Consider the following 15,483-nt stretch of genomic DNA (forward strand, 5'->3'; position numbering starts at 1 on the left):
ACATCCTGTCAAGAAACCCGGATCCGTGCTTCATCTGGCCATAAATATCTCGGGGGAGTCGCCTTCGGGCGGCGGGGGCGGCGCCCCCATTCACGCTTCATCCTATCCGACAGACTTCAGTGGTAGCATGGTGGTCGATTTGATCTCTTCCATCGAAAGCAAGGCTGTGACGTTGTGCACCCGTACCTCTGAAATCAAAGCCTGATAAAACGCATCATACGCACGCGCGTTCTTGACGCGCACTTTCAGAATGTAATCGATGTCTCCAGCCAAACGGTGCGCTTCCTGAACCTCTGGACGATCGCGCAACGCTTTCAGGAACTTCTGCTGCCACTCAGCCTCATGTTCCGACGTACGGATCAGCACAAAGAATGTGGCCTCAAAGCCCAACGCTTCGGCATCCAGCAATACGGTTTGCTGGCCAATGACTCCTGCCCCCTTCAGCTTGCGAATGCGATTCCAAACCGGCGTCTTGGAGCTCCCTACACGGGCTGCGATTTCGTCAAGCGACTGGCTGGCATCCCGTTGCAGCTCGGCTAGAATTTTCCGATCCGTGTCGTCTATTCGCACCGACATTCCAATTTCCCTTCCAATTCAGAACAAACCTTCTTTCACTCACCGCATATAGAACATTTGTTCTTATTTCTTCGCGCATATGGCGATTTGGCGGGAATATTTCCTATATTGGCACACAAGTCAATTCAGTCACGAGATGATCCGATGCAGGTCAAACAAACAAATATGCGCATTCACAAACCCGGCGTCGCCCGAGTTGCGCAATACCCGCACGTAGTCTCGGTTTTCAATAAGGAGCTTGCCTGATGGCCCGCGCTTTTACCCCCAAAGTCGTCACCGCCAACGACTTGTTGGAAGGTGATGTGATTTACCAGACCGAAGATGACCGGTGGTCGCGCGAGTTGTCCGATGCCGAACTGATCACGGACGAAGCTCACGCACAAGTTCGTCTGCTGGATGCCGCGCGTCAAGCCAACAAGATCGTCGGTGCCTATCTTGCCGACGCGGTGGCCGGAGAAAACGGCCCCGAACCCACCCACTTTCGGGAGGATTTCCGCCGGACTGGTCCGTCCAACTATGCCCACGGCAAACAGGAAACCTCCCCGCAGCCTCGGGCCTGATCTCAGGCCATTCTCTCTCCCCTTCAAGGCCCCGGGTCCGGGGCTGCAACTAAGGACAGCTAAACATGTATCGCTACTCCGAGTTCGACACAGCATTTTTGGCAGAACGCAACGCGCAGTTCCGTGCGCAGGTTGAGCGTCGCATTGACGGATCGCTGACTGAAGACGAATTCAAGCCCCTGCGCCTGATGAATGGTCTGTATCTGCAATTGCACGCTTATATGCTGCGGGTCGCTATTCCATATGGCACGCTGTCCAGTGCTCAGATGCGTCAGCTCGCTTTGCTGGCCGAGAAATGGGACAAAGGTTACGGCCATTTTACCACCCGTCAGAACATTCAGTACAACTGGCCGAAACTGAACGACGTGCCGGATATGCTGGACGCACTGGCCGAGGTTGGCATGCACGCCATCCAGACCTCGGGTAACACCATCCGCAACGTTACCGCCGATCACTTCGCCGGTGCCGCCGCGGATGAGGTCGCTGATCCGCGCCCCTATGCCGAACTGCTGCGCCAGTGGTCGACCGACCATCCTGAATTCCAGTTCATGCCCCGCAAATTCAAGATCGCCATCACCGGCAGCGAGAATGACCGCGCCGTGATCAAGGCGCATGACATCGGCCTGCAACTGGTCGAGCGTGATGGCGTTCTGGGTGCCCGCGTCATCGTTGGCGGTGGTCTGGGCCGTACGCCCATGATCGGCAAAGAGCTATCGGAATTCGTCGCCTTTGACGACCTGCTGGCCTATCTTGAGGCCACCGTTTCCGTGTGGAACCAGATCGGCCGTCGCGACAACAAGTACAAGGCACGTATCAAGATCACCGTGCATGAGCACGGCATCGACGCCATCCGTGCCAAAGTGAACGAACGCTTTTTGAAGGTTCGCCCGCAATTCAAAGGCGCGGATATGAACCTGCTGGAAGAAATCAAAGGCCACTTTGCGCCTCCGGCCTTCCGTGATGGTTCGGTTGCCTCGTTCGAGAGTGCCTACACCAACGATCCGGTCTTCCGTTCGTGGGTCGACACCAACATCGCGCCGCACAAGAACGCGGACCACGCGATCGTCACGATCTCGATCAAGAAGCACGGCCAGACGCCGGGCGATGCGACTGCCGAGCAGATGCGCGTAATGGCTGATCTGGCCGAAGAGTTTGCCTATGACGAACTGCGTATCAGCCACGAGCAGAACGTAATCCTGCCGCATGTCCACAAATCCGACCTGCCCGCGATCCACGCGACGCTGAAAGAATACGAGTTGGCGACCGCCAACATCGGCTTGATCAGCGACATTATCGCCTGCCCCGGTATGGATTACTGCGCACTGGCGACGGCACGTTCGATCCCCGTGGCGCAGGAAATCGCGACCCGGTTCGAAGACCTGAAACTGGAGCATGATATCGGCCACCTGAAGATCAAGATCTCGGGCTGCATCAACGCCTGTGGTCACCACCATGTGGGTCACATCGGCATTCTTGGCCTGGACCGCGCTGGCGTCGAAAGCTACCAGATCACTTTGGGTGGTGACGGTACCGAATCCGCAGCCATCGGTGATCGTACTGGCCCGGGCTTCGCCTATGACGAGATCGTTCCGGCGGTCGAGCGCATCGTCGACACGTATCTGGAGCAGCGCGACAGCGCTGAAGAGACCTTCTTGCAGACCTATCGCCGCGTTGGCATGGCACCGTTCAAAGCGGCGCTTTACCCCGAGGCACAGGCCAATGCCGCTTGACCTGATCCAAACGGAACTGGGGGCTGACCGCGCCGAACTGACCGAAAAGGTCGAGGCACTGAACGCCCGCTTCCGCCACCACAGTGCCCATGATGTGATGCATGGCGCATTGGACGAGATCGAGGAGCTTGCTCTGGTCTCCAGCTTTGGCGCGGAATCGGTGGTGTTGCTGCATATGGCTGCAGTGGTCGACAAGATGACCCCAGTGCTGTTCGTGGACACCCAGATGCTGTTTGCCGAAACGCTGGAATACCAGCAGGAGGTCAGCGAGCGTCTGGGCCTGCGCAATGTGCAGATCATCCGCGCCGAGGATGAAGATGTTCAGCGCGACGATCCTTATGGCGCGTTGCGTCTGCGTGACACCGATGCCTGCTGTAACCTGCGCAAGACCTTCCCGCTGCAGAAAGCTCTGACCGGGTATTGTGGCTGGATCACCGGGCGCAAACGGTTTCAGTCCGGCACCCGTGCCGCGCTGGACTTTTTCGAGGTCGAGGACGGAACCGGCCGGATCAAGGTCAACCCCTTGGCCCACTGGGCGCCCAACGATGTGCGCGCCTATATGGAAGAAAACAACCTGCCCCGGCATCCGCTGGTGGCCAAAGGATACCCCTCGATCGGCTGTGCGCCCTGCACTTCGCCGGTCAAAGAAGGCGAAGACCCCCGCGCCGGGCGCTGGCGCGATCAGAACAAGGAAGAATGCGGCATCCATTTTGTTGATGGAAAAATGGTGCGCATCGGAGAGAAAACATGAACGTAATCGTAAACGACGAGGGCTTTGCCCCCGATGATTGGACCGATGGCTATGTCACGCTGGACGATGCAGCGAATGACGTGGTTGCACTGGATATCGCCTCGGACACTGACCCCGATGAACTGTTTGACCGGCTGGGCAGCGCCCAGATGGTGCGCGTGGACTTTCCATCCTCAGCGGATGGGCGCGGCTTTACGATCGCGCGCGTTCTGCGTCTGAAAGGATATACGGGTCGCCTGCGGGCAAAAGGCCATGTTCTTGCAGACCAATACGCCATGGCGCGTCGTAGCGGCTTTGACGAAGTCGAAATTGATGACACCTTGGCGAACCGGCAGCCCGAAGATCAGTGGCTGGCCCGGGCCAATTGGCAGGACAACAACTACCAGGCCCGCCTGCGCGGCTGACCCGCCATCGCCAACCTGTGATACGAAAGGGGCAATCTGGCCCTTTTCCTGACTTGGATCAAAGATTAAACGGAGATGTCGGTTTAGCAGACCGGTAGTGAAACGATGACAGAGATGAAACCCGTGAGTGAAGCAACCGCCGTTAAGGCCCCCGTCCTGCCCGACGCCCAGACTGTGACCGAGGTCAAACATTGGACCGACCGCCTGTTCTCTTTCAAGGTGTCGCGCCCTGCATCGCTTCGTTTCCGCTCGGGTGAGTTCGTGATGATCGGCCTGCTGGGCGACAACGGTAAACCGCTACTGCGCGCCTATTCCATCGCCTCGCCTTCATGGGATGAGGAACTGGAATTCTACTCGATCAAAGTGCAGGATGGCCCGCTGACCTCAAAACTGCAGCACATCCAGCCTGGTGATCAGATCATCCTTCGGCCCAAACCCGTCGGCACGCTGGTGCATGACGCATTGCTGCCCGGCAAGCGCATCTGGTTCTTCGCCACCGGCACAGGCTTTGCGCCCTTCGCGTCGCTGCTGCGTGAACCGCAGACCTATGAGGATTATGACGAGGTTATCATCACCCATACCTGCCGCGACGTAGCTGAACTGGATTACGGTCGCGAGTTGATCGAGAGCGTCAAACAGGACGAGTTGCTGGCCGAACTGATTGGTGACGGTTTCGCCGACAAGATTCGCTATTACCCCACCACCACGCGGGAAGAGAGCCCAAAGATGGGCCGTATAACCGAGCTGTTGAAAGACGGCACCGTATTTGCCGATCTGGGCATCGAAGGTGGTATCAAGCCAGACACTGATCGCGCGATGGTTTGTGGCAGCCTTGCCTTCAACCATGACATCAAAGCAATTCTGGAAGAGTTCGGCCTGCGAGAAGGCGCCAATTCCGAACCCAAGGAATTCGTGATTGAAAAGGCATTTGTGGGCTAATGGGGTTTGCCGGTGGAGTTATCGACACCCTAAACCGGCAAAAACTCACGAAATTCATGGAAAATTCATGCGGCTTGCAATTTATGCCGCTTGAAACACCTCTCAGCCCGGTCTAAATTCCGGGCTCGAAATTCTGCAATCATCAAAGGAATGAACCCATAGCCCGCAGACCTCACAACGCGCCGCCACAGCGAGATACCGGCCCGCGCGTCAATGACAAGATCCGTGCTCCCGAAATTCGCCTGATTGGCGCCGAAGGTGAAAATGTCGGGGTGGTTCATCCCGCAAAGGCCATGCAGATGGCCGCCGATGTCGGCCTCGATCTGGTTGAGATTTCGCCCAACGCGAACCCGCCGGTCTGCAAAATCATGGATTTCGGCAAGTTCAAGTACGAACAGCAGAAACGCGAAAGCGAAGCCCGCAAGAAGCAAAAGATCATTGAGGTGAAAGAGGTCAAGTTCCGGCCCAACACCGACACGCATGACTATGACGTCAAGATGCGCAACGTGTTCAAGTTTCTTGAGAACGGCGACAAGGTCAAAGTCACCCTGCGTTTCCGGGGCCGCGAGATGGCGCACCAAAACCTGGGGCGTGAGCTGCTGGAACGTGTGGCCGAAGACGTCAAGGATCTGGGCAAGATCGAGAACATGCCCAAGATGGAAGGCCGTCAGATGATCATGATGATTGGCCCGCTGCCACAGAAGTAGGTTTTGTTTTTGTAGAATGACAAAAGCCCCTCCGAAATCGGAGGGGCTTCTTTGTTTTCTGGCTTCTCGCCTAAATCAGATCACCGAGGATATCGCCCGATCCAGCTTGTCTACAAGCTCGACCAGTTGGTCATCTTCGATGACAAAGGGCGGTGCCAGGAGGATATGATCTCCGTTGCGTCCATCACGCGTTCCCGACATCGGGTAACAGATCAATCCCTCGGCCATGGCGGCCTTCTTGATCTTGGCCGCTAGGCCGCGCGACGGATCAAACGGAGTTTTCGCATCCCGATCCTCGACCAACTCAATTCCTCGGAATAAGCCGCGGCCCCGTATGTCCCCGACATTCGGGTGTTGGCCAAACTTGTTTTCCAACATGCTCTGCAATTTGCCCCCCATTACGCCGGCCCGCGCTGGCAGGTCACGAGAAGTAAGTTCCTGTACAACGGCAAGCGCAGCCGCAGTCGCAACCGGATGACCGATATAGGTGTGGCCATGCTGGAAGAAGCCCGATCCATCCCGGATCGCATCATAGATTCGACCCGAACACAGCATCGCTCCGATAGGCTGATACCCAGCCCCCAACCCTTTGGCGATACAAAGAATATCCGGCGTGACATCGTCATGATCACAGGCAAACAAATGCCCGGTACGCCCCATGCCGCACATTACTTCGTCGAGGATCAGAAGAACGCCGTGTTGATCGCAAATTTCACGGATTCGCTTGTAGTACCCCTCGACTGCCGGAACAGCCCCAAGCGTCGCACCAACCACCGGCTCCGCCATGAAAGCCATGACCGTTTCAGGCCCAAGGCGCAGGATTTCTGCCTCCAGCTCATTCGCAACGCGCTGACCATATTCAAAACTGCTCTCATCCTCAGGCTTTTCGGCGTACTCATAGCAAGGAGCGATATGAGTCATCTCGATCAGCATCGGTGCAAACTGCGCCCGCCGCCATTCATTGCCACCCGCCGAAAGTGCCCCCAAAGTGTTGCCGTGATAGCTTTGTCGGCGCGCTATGACATGACGGCGTTCAGGCTGGCCGGTTTCCAGATAATACTGCCGCGCCAGTTTGATAGCAGCCTCGGTCGCCTCTGACCCGCCCGAGACAAAATAGACCCGGTCCAGTTCGCCGGGGGCGTGTTCAATCAGCAGATCGGCCAGTGCCTCGGCCGGTGCCGAGGTCATAAAGCCCGTATGCGCAAACGCAATCTGCGCCACCTGATCCTGCACCGCTTTGACCACAGCGGCGTTGGAATGGCCGAGGCATGAAACGGCAGCATCACCACAATCCAGATAGCGACGGCCGGTTGAGTCGATGAGATAACAGCCGTCACCACCAGCGGCCTCAGGCAGTTCCGACTTTGTATGGCGTGGAAATACGTGACTCATGTCGACGTCCTTTTCAGAAGATCAATCAGCGCCGCGACGGATGCAGCATTGTCTGCCCAAGCCTGGCCATCCGGACCGGCAAGGCTGTTCTCAAAACCCACGCGCACATCGCCACCCAACTGCGCGGCCTTTTGCAGGCACGCATGCTCCTGCCCTCCAAAGGCACAGACCATCCATGGATCAGCGCTGTGCGGAAACACATCCAGATCATTCGGACTCGATTCCTGCGCCGTGGAATAGCGACCAAGGACAAGCAGACGGTCGACCTGATCCGATTTTACCACCCCTTCAGCCTGCCAATGGGTCAGTAACTCAACGTCAGCGACATCATAGAGGATATGCTGAACACGAGTCCCTTGTTCCGCGCATAGTGCGTAGACCTTTGGCGCAAGTTCGGGCGACCGTGCAATCTCGCGCACCGAAATCGAAGCCCAGTCCGGGCGCACATTTTGCAAACAAGCAAGTTGTGCTTGAACGCCGAAAACGCCAGCAGCTTCTGTCGTAATCTGGATGTCCATGTCAGGGGCCGCAGCACGCAGTTCAGCAATGGTTTCGCGATACAAACCCGCATCTAGTGAATGGTTACCTGACTGATCGCGAATATGCAGATGCAGACCTTGCGCACCTGCCCTATGGCACGTTTTCGCGACCTTGACGATTTCATCAGTCTTGATCGGCAGGGCAGGATGATCTCCATGCCCTCGTCGCGCCCCGTTCGGAGCCACCAACACATATGGCCTTCTCGTCATCCTCAAACCAGTCCCAGACATTCCGTCACCTGTTTTTTACGATCCCGAATTAGACACCTCGCTCACGTTTTCAATTTGCAATCTTCATAACATTTGTTTTTTCTTACCAAATGCAACACACCTCATCCCAACTGACCGAGCAGCTTCGGCACGAAATCGACACCCTGCCTCAGCAAATGCAAGCCGCAGCGAAATACATCATCGACCACCCTGGCGATTTCGGGCTCGACCCGGTTCGGCTTACCGCCGAGAAAATCGGTGTCAGTTCAAACGTTCTGGTTCGGTTGGCACAACGTATGGGGTTCGACAGTTTTGAGTCGTTCAGACGGCCCTTTCGCCAGACCCTTGTCACAGACCGGGAAGATCGGCTGGGTCAAGGCTGGCTGGATCGCATGAAATCGGGGGGCCAATTCAGCGCCGCGCAAGCTGGGTTTGCGCAAAACGAACTGAACGTCGTAGCCCGCTCCCTGCGACTGGCCGATCCTGATTTGATGCAACAGGTCACGGAGCACATGATTGCAGCTAATCGCTGTTTCATAACCGCGACCCGGGCCAGCTATGCTTTGGCCTATTATCTCCACTATGCGGGTCGGATGGCACACCCAGGATTTCAGCTTATCCCGCGACATATGGGATCAGCCATCGATGATTTGCTCGAGGCCGATGAAGCGGACTGCCTTTTCGCTATTACCGTTCACCCCTATTCCTCTGACACCATACAATCCATGCGTTTTGCGCGTAAACGCGGCATGCGCATCGTGCTATTGTCGGATAGCGACGTCATCGCCCCTGGTGTTAACCCTGACATCGTGCTGCCTGTCAGTACCCGCGCGCAACATCACTTTTCCAGCTTCTCCGGAGCGATGGCAGTGCTTGAATGCCTGCTAGGTCATCTCTTTGCCGCCGGGGGATCAGCCGCGCGTGACCGCGTGGAACGCTATCAGACGGCACGAGAAGACACCGGCGCCTACTGGCGCCCCGCCAAGCCCCCAAGAGTTCGGAAAAAATAAAGAGCCCCGGCTTTCACCGAGGCTCTCAAAGCTGATTAAAAATCAGATCAGCTGCAAGCTTCGACAGCCCGTTTCGTCATAACAGTGACCAGATGCGCCCGATACGTTTTGCTCCCGTGCAGATCACCAATCATGTTCATCGGATTGATGTGCAGCCCCATCAAAGCGTCCGCGCGGAACTCTTTGTTCAGGGCCTCCTCAGCCTCCGCCCAGCGGAAAACTCCGTCCTCGCTTGCACCGGTTACTGCAACCCGAACGCCATCGGCAAACCGGGCAAGATATACCCCGACCAACGCAAACCGAGACGCGGGCTGCAAAAACTTCTGATAACTCGCCGCCTGAGGCACGGGGAAACGCACCGAAGTGATAATCTCGCCCTCTTCCAGAGCTGTCGTAAACATGCCCTGAAAGAAGTCATCCGCCGCTATCTGGCGATTATTGGTGACAATGGTCGCGCCTGAACCCAGCACTCCCGCCGGATAACAGGCCGCTGGATCATTGTTGGCAATCGAACCGCCAATAGTGCCACGATTACGCACCGCAGGATCACCGATCTGGCCGGCCAGCGCTGCCAGCGCCGGATAGTTACCAGCAGCTTCAGCGGCCACATTTGCGTGGGTTGTCGCACCGCCTATCGCTACCGAGCCATCATCCTCGACGCAGACCCCTTTCATTTCAGCGATTCCATTGACCGAAACCAGCTTGGATGGCGCGGCCAACCGCTGCTTCATTGTGGGGATCAGGGTTTGCCCACCCCCCAATGCCTGAGCATCCTCAACTCCCAACGCAGTAACCGCCTCAGCGATGGTCGAGGGTTTCTCAAACTCGAAATTGTACATTTCGTTCTTCCTTTCCGAAAAGCGCGGATCCGCCCTTCATCTGGCTATAAATATCTCGGGGAGCGCGAGGGGCTGGCCCCTCGCACCCGAACCTCTCAACCATGCATTGCTGTCCAAACACGCGACGGGCTCATCGGCATGTCAATGTGATCAACAGCCTTTCCACCCGAGTTCAGCGCATCCAGAACCGCGTTGACTACCGCAGGCGGCGAGCCAATCGCACCAGCCTCACCGCAGCCCTTCACACCCAACGGGTTGTGCGTACACGGCGTCTGGCTGGAATGGTCGACCGCATAGAACGGCAGATCATCGGCGCGTGGCATCGCGTAATCCATGAAGGATGCGCTCAGCAACTGGCCATTCTCGTCATAGGCGCAATTTTCCAACAAAGCCTGACCGATACCCTGACCGATACCGCCATGTACCTGACCATCCACAATCATCGGGTTAACGATGTTGCCAAAGTCATCCGCAGCGGTGAAGGCTTCGATGGTCACCTGTCCAGTCTCGGGATCCACCTCAACCTCGCAGGCATATGCCCCCGCTGGGAAGGTGAAGTTGGCCGGGTCATAAAATGCGGTCTCCTCCAGCCCCGGCTCAACCTCCAATGGGAAGTTGTGCGGTACATAGGCTGTCAGAGTCACATCACCCCAGGCCACCGACTTGTCAGTGCCCGCGACGCTGAACTGACCGTCCTTCAGCTCGATATCGGCCTCGGACGCCTCGAGCAGGTGGGCCGCGATCTTCTTGGCCTTGTCGATCACCTTTTCGGTCGCCTTAACCATGGCCGAACCACAGACCGCGAGCGAGCGTGAGCCATAAGTGCCCATGCCGAACGGGATCTTCGAGGTGTCGCCATGCACAATCTCTACCATCGACTCGTCGATGCCGATCATGTCGGCCACAACCTGCGGGAAAGCGGTCTCATGCCCCTGCCCGTGGCTATGTGCACCAACCATGACGCTGATGGAACCGGTGGCGTTCACCCGCACCGTGGCAGCATCATAAAGACCCGCCCGGGCCCCCAGCATGCCGACGATGTTCGAGGGCGCGATGCCGCAGGCCTCGATATAGCAATTGACGCCTAGGCCACGCAGCTTGCCATTGGCCTCGCTTTCCGCCCGTCGCGCGGCAAAGCCAGCCAAATCAGCAGCAGCTTCAAGCTTATCCATCGTCCCGTTGTAATCCCCGGTGTCGTAGGTCAGCGCCACCGGTGTGTCATACGGGAACTGGGTGATGAAATTCTGGCGACGCAGGGCGATCGGATCGACACCCAGTTCACGCGCTGCCTTGTCGATGACGCGCTCCAGCTGATAGGTCGCCTCTGGCCGACCCGCACCGCGATAAGCGTCCACCGGCACTGTGTTGGTGAACATTGCCTTCACATTCACCTGAATGACCGGCGTCTTGTAGTTGCCCGCCATCAGAGTGCCATGCAGCCAAGTCGGAACCGAGCTTGAGAAGGTCGACAGATACGCGCCCAGATTGGCGTAGGTGTTGGTGCGAAGGCCTGTGAAGTTATTGTCCGCGTCCAAAGCGAGCTCAATCGTGCTGACGTGGTCGCGGCCCTGCGCATCCGACATAAACGCCTCGGACCGGCTGGCGGTCCATTTGACCGGACGGTTGCAGGCCTTGGCAGCGAATGTACAGAACGCCTCTTCCGCGTAGTGGAAAATCTTCGTGCCAAATCCACCACCAACATCAGGCGCTACGACACGCACTTTGTGTTCAGGCAAGCCCAGAACAAATGCGCACATCAGCAAGCGGATCACATGCGGGTTCTGCGAAGTGGTGTAGAGCGTGTACTCATCCGTACCCCGGCTGTACTCGGCCACCGCAACGCGCGGCTCCATCGGATTAGCAACCAGACGGTTATTGATCAGGTCCAGAGTGGTGACATGGGCCGCGTTGGCAAAAACCTCATTGACCTTGTCATTGTCTTCTTCGCCCAGATGCCAGTCATAGCAGATGTTGTTCTTCAGATCCTCATGGATAAGCGTCGCGCCATCCTGCGCTGCGGCTTTCATATCCAGCACGGCAGGGAGCTCTTCGATATCCACTTCAATCGCTTCCGCCGCATCGCGGGCGAGTTCAAGGCTGTCCGCGACAACGGCAGCGATGGGATCGCCTACATGTCGGACCTTGCCTTGCGCCAGAATGGGATGCGGTGGTTCCTGCATCGGGGCGCCATGACGGTCGGTTACTTCCCAGCCGCAAGGCATTCCGCCCACGCCTTCAAAGTCCTTGCCGGTGAACACCTTCACAACCCCCTGCATACCCTCGGCGGCAGATGTGTCGATGTTGGTGATCCGGCCATGCGCGATGTCGGACCGTAGGAAATGCACATAGGCCTGGCCATGTACGTTGATGTCGTCGGTGTAATTGCCTGCTCCGGTCAGAAAGCGTACGTCCTCGCGCCGCTTGGAACTGGCTCCGATGCCACTGTCTTTGGGCATTGCTTGTTCTCCTCCGTGGAAAAGAATTTTCGTCGAAAATTCTTAACCGCCTCACTCGGCGGCGATGCTGGAAACGTCTTGACCCGATGCGGCCATGATTGCCTTGACGATGTTGTGGTAGCCTGTGCACCGGCATAGGTTACCCTCAAGGTACTTGCGAATTTCGCCTTCGGTCGGGCGCGGGTTATCCTTTAGCAATGCTGCAGCGCTCATCACCATGCCCGGAGTGCAAAACCCGCATTGCAGCCCATGATGATCCTGAAAGGCCTGTTGGATCACGTTCAGCGTGCCATCTTCGGCCGCCTGCCCCTCGATCGTGCCCACATCCGCGCCGTCTGCTTCCAGCGCCAGCATGTTGCAGGATTTGACCGCCTCACCATTCACGTGCACTACGCACGCGCCACATTGAGCCGTGTCGCAGCCAATATGTGTGCCTGTCAAATTCAGGTGGTCGCGTAGAAATCCGGATAATAGAGTCCGCCCTTCAACATCACCGCTGACGGCAACGCCGTTCACGGTCATTGAGACCTTGGTCATAAGATCCTCCCCTTTTTTTGGCTTATTTGCTAAGCCAGAGTTAAACACGGTAAATTTCGTTTGAGAACAAAAATATTTGCCTGATTTTTCCGCAGTTTCGCTGATCAGCCTTCTAACAATGATGCGTCCACCAAACAGGGCAAAATTGCCGTTGCGTCATTTACTCTTGGCAGCGCGGGGCTGTGGCCGCGTCGGGATTTCTTTTAGCAGCCCACCGACACCCATCCCTGCGATGTCCGCGCCCGTCGTTTCGATTCCGCAAGCAACGCGGGACAAGACCCAATCCGCCCCGTTCAATGCTGGTGAGCGCGCGCATCCGGGCAAACCGATAATGGGGCGCCCGCCGGAAGATCCCAAAAACAACAGGTTCCCCGGATCGACCGGCATTCCAAACCGGTCGACGATACCCCCCGCTGCCCGCACAGAAGCAGGCGCCACATCATCTTTATCCGACGTGGCCGATCCGGTCAGGATCATGACGATCTCACCCCGAATGGCCGAAATCGATGCTGTTAAGTCGCCCATCCGATGCGGCACCACCTGAACATCTGACAGATTCATACCCAAAGCCTCAACCCGGCTACGAATAGCAGCGATACCTTTTTCATTAGATGGCCCGCCAGCAATGTCGGTAACGATGAGACCCGCATTTTCGTATTTGGGCACCGATAACCGAATAGCGTCCTGCGCATGACGGGCCGCACTCTCAACGTCGCATCGAGGTACGGCATAAGAAATCACCTTGATCGTCGCGACCATGCCGCCAGCCGCCATCTGCTGATATTGCGGCACCGTCGCAACAGTGATCATCGGATTGACCTGATTGAACTTTTGCAAGGCATCGGTATCCAGCACCGCGACGCCTGGTCCATTTGCTAAAAGGTTGACCCGGCCTGTAAAGGCTTCGGTGACACGCAGATTTGCCTGTGTGGGACTTGGTGCAAGCGCTTCTGCCAGCAGCGCTGCGGCTTCGTCCTCATGGCAATCACCTTGCTCCAGTCTCGCGACTGTGACCTCGGTCAGACCGGCTTGGTGCAACTCGGCTATGTGCTCGGACGAAAGCGTTATACCTTTCCTAAGCTTGCGGTTTCCCGCTTTGACGGAATGGGCTAACATCGCGCCGTAGGCGTCGGAAACGGGTACCGGACCAAACTTCACGCTCTGCCTCGCAGGACCGCCGTCATCTGCGCCAGGATCGCAACGGCTATCTCAGACGGTCCAGCCGCCCCGATATCAAGCCCAACAGGTCCGTGAATCAGTGAAATCTGGTCATCGTTGAACCCGGCCTGCTTCATCCGCTCCACGCGTTTGGCATGTGTGCGCTTAGATCCGAGTGCGCCGATGTAGAACACATCGGCCGCCAAACCGGCCTGAAGCGCGGGGTCATCAAGTTTGGGGTCGTGGGTCAGCAACACAAGCGCCGTGCGCGAGTCGAGACCCAGCTTTGACACAGCCTCATCCGGCCAATCCGTCAGGATGGTTTCTCCGGGAAAACGTGCGTCCGATGCGAAGGCCTCGCGCGGATCTATAATCGCCGGGTCATAGCCCGCGATCCGGGCCATCGGCACCAGAGCTTGGGCGATGTGCACCGCTCCCACCACTATCAACCGTAGCGGTGGGTTGTGGACAGCGACAAAGGTTTGCCCATCCTCTTCGAACCCGGACCTGTCCATACGCAAGCGTTCGGAATAGGCATTACGGCGCAACGCGCGCTGGCCCGTCTCGACATTGACTTCATAGGCCAAGGGCTCGCGCCGCGCCCGTGCCGCGACCAGTTCGGCCAGCATTGGTTCGGGCAGGACCTTGCCGACCGGTTCAACCAAAACCCTGATCGTACCGCCGCAGGCCAGACCGACGGCAAACGCATCCTCGTCGCTTACACCGAACTCTAGCAGCCTTGCCTCGCCTTCCTCTATGGCTTCCAGCGCTTCGACGATCACGGCACCTTCGACGCAACCACCAGAAACCGAGCCTTCGATCCGACCATCGCCCGCAATGACCAACTGCGCGCCTACACGGCGCGGCGCGCTGCCCCAGGTCTCAACCACAGTGGACAAAGCCGCGCCCTTCCCGGCGCGATACCATTTTAGTGCGGTTTCCGGGCTGCTATCGAATCGTTCCATTTAGACCTCCGGCCTTGCTTGGGTTCAACATAGTCAGCTTTGGAGCAATGAAAAGCGCTCAGCGGGTCGATCTTGTGGCGCTAACAAGCCGATTTTGAACTCACATTCACAAATTGTTGAATGTTGGAAGGCGTCATTCTAGCCTGCATGCGATTCCGGGGCCTATTCGGGATCGTCCCAACATATTTCATAGCGGAGACAAACAGTTGAAACGCATTCTTACACTCGGAGCAGCGATCGGCCTGTTGACTGCCAGCACCGGCTGGGCTGACACATTTCTGAAATACGGTGAGGTCGAAGGCTGGAAGGTTTTCATCGATCAGGACAAGAAATCCTGCCTTATCGAAGCGGTTGATGACGCTGAAAATGTCGTGCAGATGGGCCTGACCGAAGATCGCGGCGTTGGCTATGTTGGTGTCTTCACCAAGGCCAAAACCAACATCAAGAAAGGCGAGAAAGAGGCTGTTGCCATCCTTATCGGCGACAATATTTATGTCGGAGAAGCCACCGGCATGAAGGGGAACATCACCAAGGGCTATTCGGGTGGGTATGTTCTGTCAGACGACCCTCAGTTCGCAGATGATCTTGCCAAGAAGAAGGTGATGGTCGTTTTCCCGGAGAAAGAGTTCGCCTTCACCGTTGACCTGACTGGCACTTACAAAGCCATGGAAATGGCACGGAAGTGCAATGAAGAGCAGCTTTCGTAACAG

The 15,483-nt window shown here is 57.1% G+C and carries 16 protein-coding genes; 8 read left to right on the plus strand and 8 right to left on the minus strand.

Going from position 1 to position 15,483, the window contains the following annotated elements:
* Positions 1-102: 102 nt before the first annotated feature.
* On the minus strand, positions 103-576 hold the full coding sequence (locus ACRZ96_RS03505; protein ID WP_010439761.1) for an Lrp/AsnC family transcriptional regulator: 474 nt from the start codon (positions 574-576) through the stop codon (positions 103-105).
* A gap of 245 nt (positions 577-821) precedes the next feature.
* On the opposite strand from ACRZ96_RS03505, the gene ACRZ96_RS03510 reads away from it, so the two are divergent.
* The 6 genes from ACRZ96_RS03510 to infC all read left to right on the plus strand — a co-directional run bounded on the left by ACRZ96_RS03510 (position 822) and on the right by infC (position 5,667).
* The gene (locus tag ACRZ96_RS03510) at positions 822-1,136 is read left to right on the plus strand and encodes a DUF2849 domain-containing protein (RefSeq protein WP_170393224.1); all 315 of its coding nucleotides are present in this window, start codon (positions 822-824) and stop codon (positions 1,134-1,136) included.
* Between the two features lie 65 nt (positions 1,137-1,201).
* The gene (locus ACRZ96_RS03515; protein ID WP_480771407.1) at positions 1,202-2,866 is read left to right on the plus strand and encodes a nitrite/sulfite reductase; all 1,665 of its coding nucleotides are present in this window, start codon (positions 1,202-1,204) and stop codon (positions 2,864-2,866) included.
* Entirely contained in the window at positions 2,856-3,617 is a 762-nt protein-coding gene (locus tag ACRZ96_RS03520; protein ID WP_170595766.1) for a phosphoadenylyl-sulfate reductase, read from the plus strand. The genes ACRZ96_RS03515 and ACRZ96_RS03520 overlap by 11 nt, the downstream gene beginning before the upstream one ends.
* A complete protein-coding gene (locus ACRZ96_RS03525) occupies positions 3,614-4,021 on the plus strand; it encodes a DUF934 domain-containing protein (RefSeq protein ID WP_170393227.1) in 408 nt (135 codons plus the stop codon). The genes ACRZ96_RS03520 and ACRZ96_RS03525 overlap by 4 nt, the downstream gene beginning before the upstream one ends.
* Positions 4,022-4,126: 105 nt before the next feature.
* Positions 4,127-4,960, plus strand: a complete 834-nt coding sequence (locus ACRZ96_RS03530) for a ferredoxin--NADP reductase (protein WP_170405452.1) — start codon at positions 4,127-4,129, stop codon at positions 4,958-4,960.
* A gap of 245 nt (positions 4,961-5,205) precedes the next feature.
* Positions 5,206-5,667, plus strand: a complete 462-nt coding sequence (gene infC, locus ACRZ96_RS03535; RefSeq protein ID WP_238528775.1) for a translation initiation factor IF-3 — start codon at positions 5,206-5,208, stop codon at positions 5,665-5,667.
* 75 nt (positions 5,668-5,742) lie between these two features.
* Here the strand turns inward: infC and ACRZ96_RS03540 are convergent, their stop codons facing one another.
* Both ACRZ96_RS03540 and ACRZ96_RS03545 read right to left on the minus strand, forming a co-directional pair.
* A complete protein-coding gene (locus ACRZ96_RS03540) occupies positions 5,743-7,059 on the minus strand; it encodes an aspartate aminotransferase family protein (protein WP_480814231.1) in 1,317 nt (438 codons plus the stop codon).
* Positions 7,056-7,808 carry a beta-keto acid cleavage family enzyme gene (locus ACRZ96_RS03545; protein WP_255612110.1) on the minus strand — a complete coding sequence of 251 codons (753 nt, stop codon included), beginning with the start codon at positions 7,806-7,808 and terminating at the stop codon, positions 7,056-7,058. The genes ACRZ96_RS03540 and ACRZ96_RS03545 overlap by 4 nt, the downstream gene beginning before the upstream one ends.
* Before the next feature lie 110 nt (positions 7,809-7,918).
* Between ACRZ96_RS03545 and ACRZ96_RS03550 the strand changes: the two genes are divergently transcribed.
* A complete protein-coding gene (locus ACRZ96_RS03550; protein ID WP_480814232.1) occupies positions 7,919-8,818 on the plus strand; it encodes a MurR/RpiR family transcriptional regulator in 900 nt (299 codons plus the stop codon).
* Between the two features lie 47 nt (positions 8,819-8,865).
* Here ACRZ96_RS03550 and ACRZ96_RS03555 read toward each other — a convergent pair whose 3' ends face one another.
* The 5 genes from ACRZ96_RS03555 to ACRZ96_RS03575 all read right to left on the minus strand — a co-directional run bounded on the left by ACRZ96_RS03555 (position 8,866) and on the right by ACRZ96_RS03575 (position 14,773).
* Positions 8,866-9,657 carry an FAD binding domain-containing protein gene (locus tag ACRZ96_RS03555; RefSeq protein WP_170662396.1) on the minus strand — a complete coding sequence of 264 codons (792 nt, stop codon included), beginning with the start codon at positions 9,655-9,657 and terminating at the stop codon, positions 8,866-8,868.
* A 95-nt stretch (positions 9,658-9,752) separates the two neighbouring features.
* Entirely contained in the window at positions 9,753-12,113 is a 2,361-nt protein-coding gene (locus ACRZ96_RS03560) for a xanthine dehydrogenase family protein molybdopterin-binding subunit (RefSeq protein ID WP_170405437.1), read from the minus strand.
* A 51-nt stretch (positions 12,114-12,164) separates the two neighbouring features.
* Positions 12,165-12,650 carry a (2Fe-2S)-binding protein gene (locus ACRZ96_RS03565; protein WP_170393234.1) on the minus strand — a complete coding sequence of 162 codons (486 nt, stop codon included), beginning with the start codon at positions 12,648-12,650 and terminating at the stop codon, positions 12,165-12,167.
* Positions 12,651-12,806: 156 nt separating this feature from the next.
* A complete protein-coding gene (locus tag ACRZ96_RS03570) occupies positions 12,807-13,808 on the minus strand; it encodes a molybdopterin-binding protein (protein ID WP_170393235.1) in 1,002 nt (333 codons plus the stop codon).
* The gene (locus ACRZ96_RS03575; protein ID WP_480771402.1) at positions 13,805-14,773 is read right to left on the minus strand and encodes an XdhC family protein; all 969 of its coding nucleotides are present in this window, start codon (positions 14,771-14,773) and stop codon (positions 13,805-13,807) included. Before ACRZ96_RS03575 ends, ACRZ96_RS03570 begins: the two co-directional genes overlap by 4 nt.
* 206 nt (positions 14,774-14,979) lie before the next feature.
* Between ACRZ96_RS03575 and ACRZ96_RS03580 the strand changes: the two genes are divergently transcribed.
* Complete coding sequence (locus ACRZ96_RS03580) at positions 14,980-15,480, plus strand: hypothetical protein (RefSeq protein WP_170510628.1); 501 nt, start codon at positions 14,980-14,982, stop codon at positions 15,478-15,480.
* The last annotated feature ends 3 nt before the right edge of the window (positions 15,481-15,483 follow it).

It is taken from the genome of Ruegeria sp. CF1, from assembly GCF_056537445.1.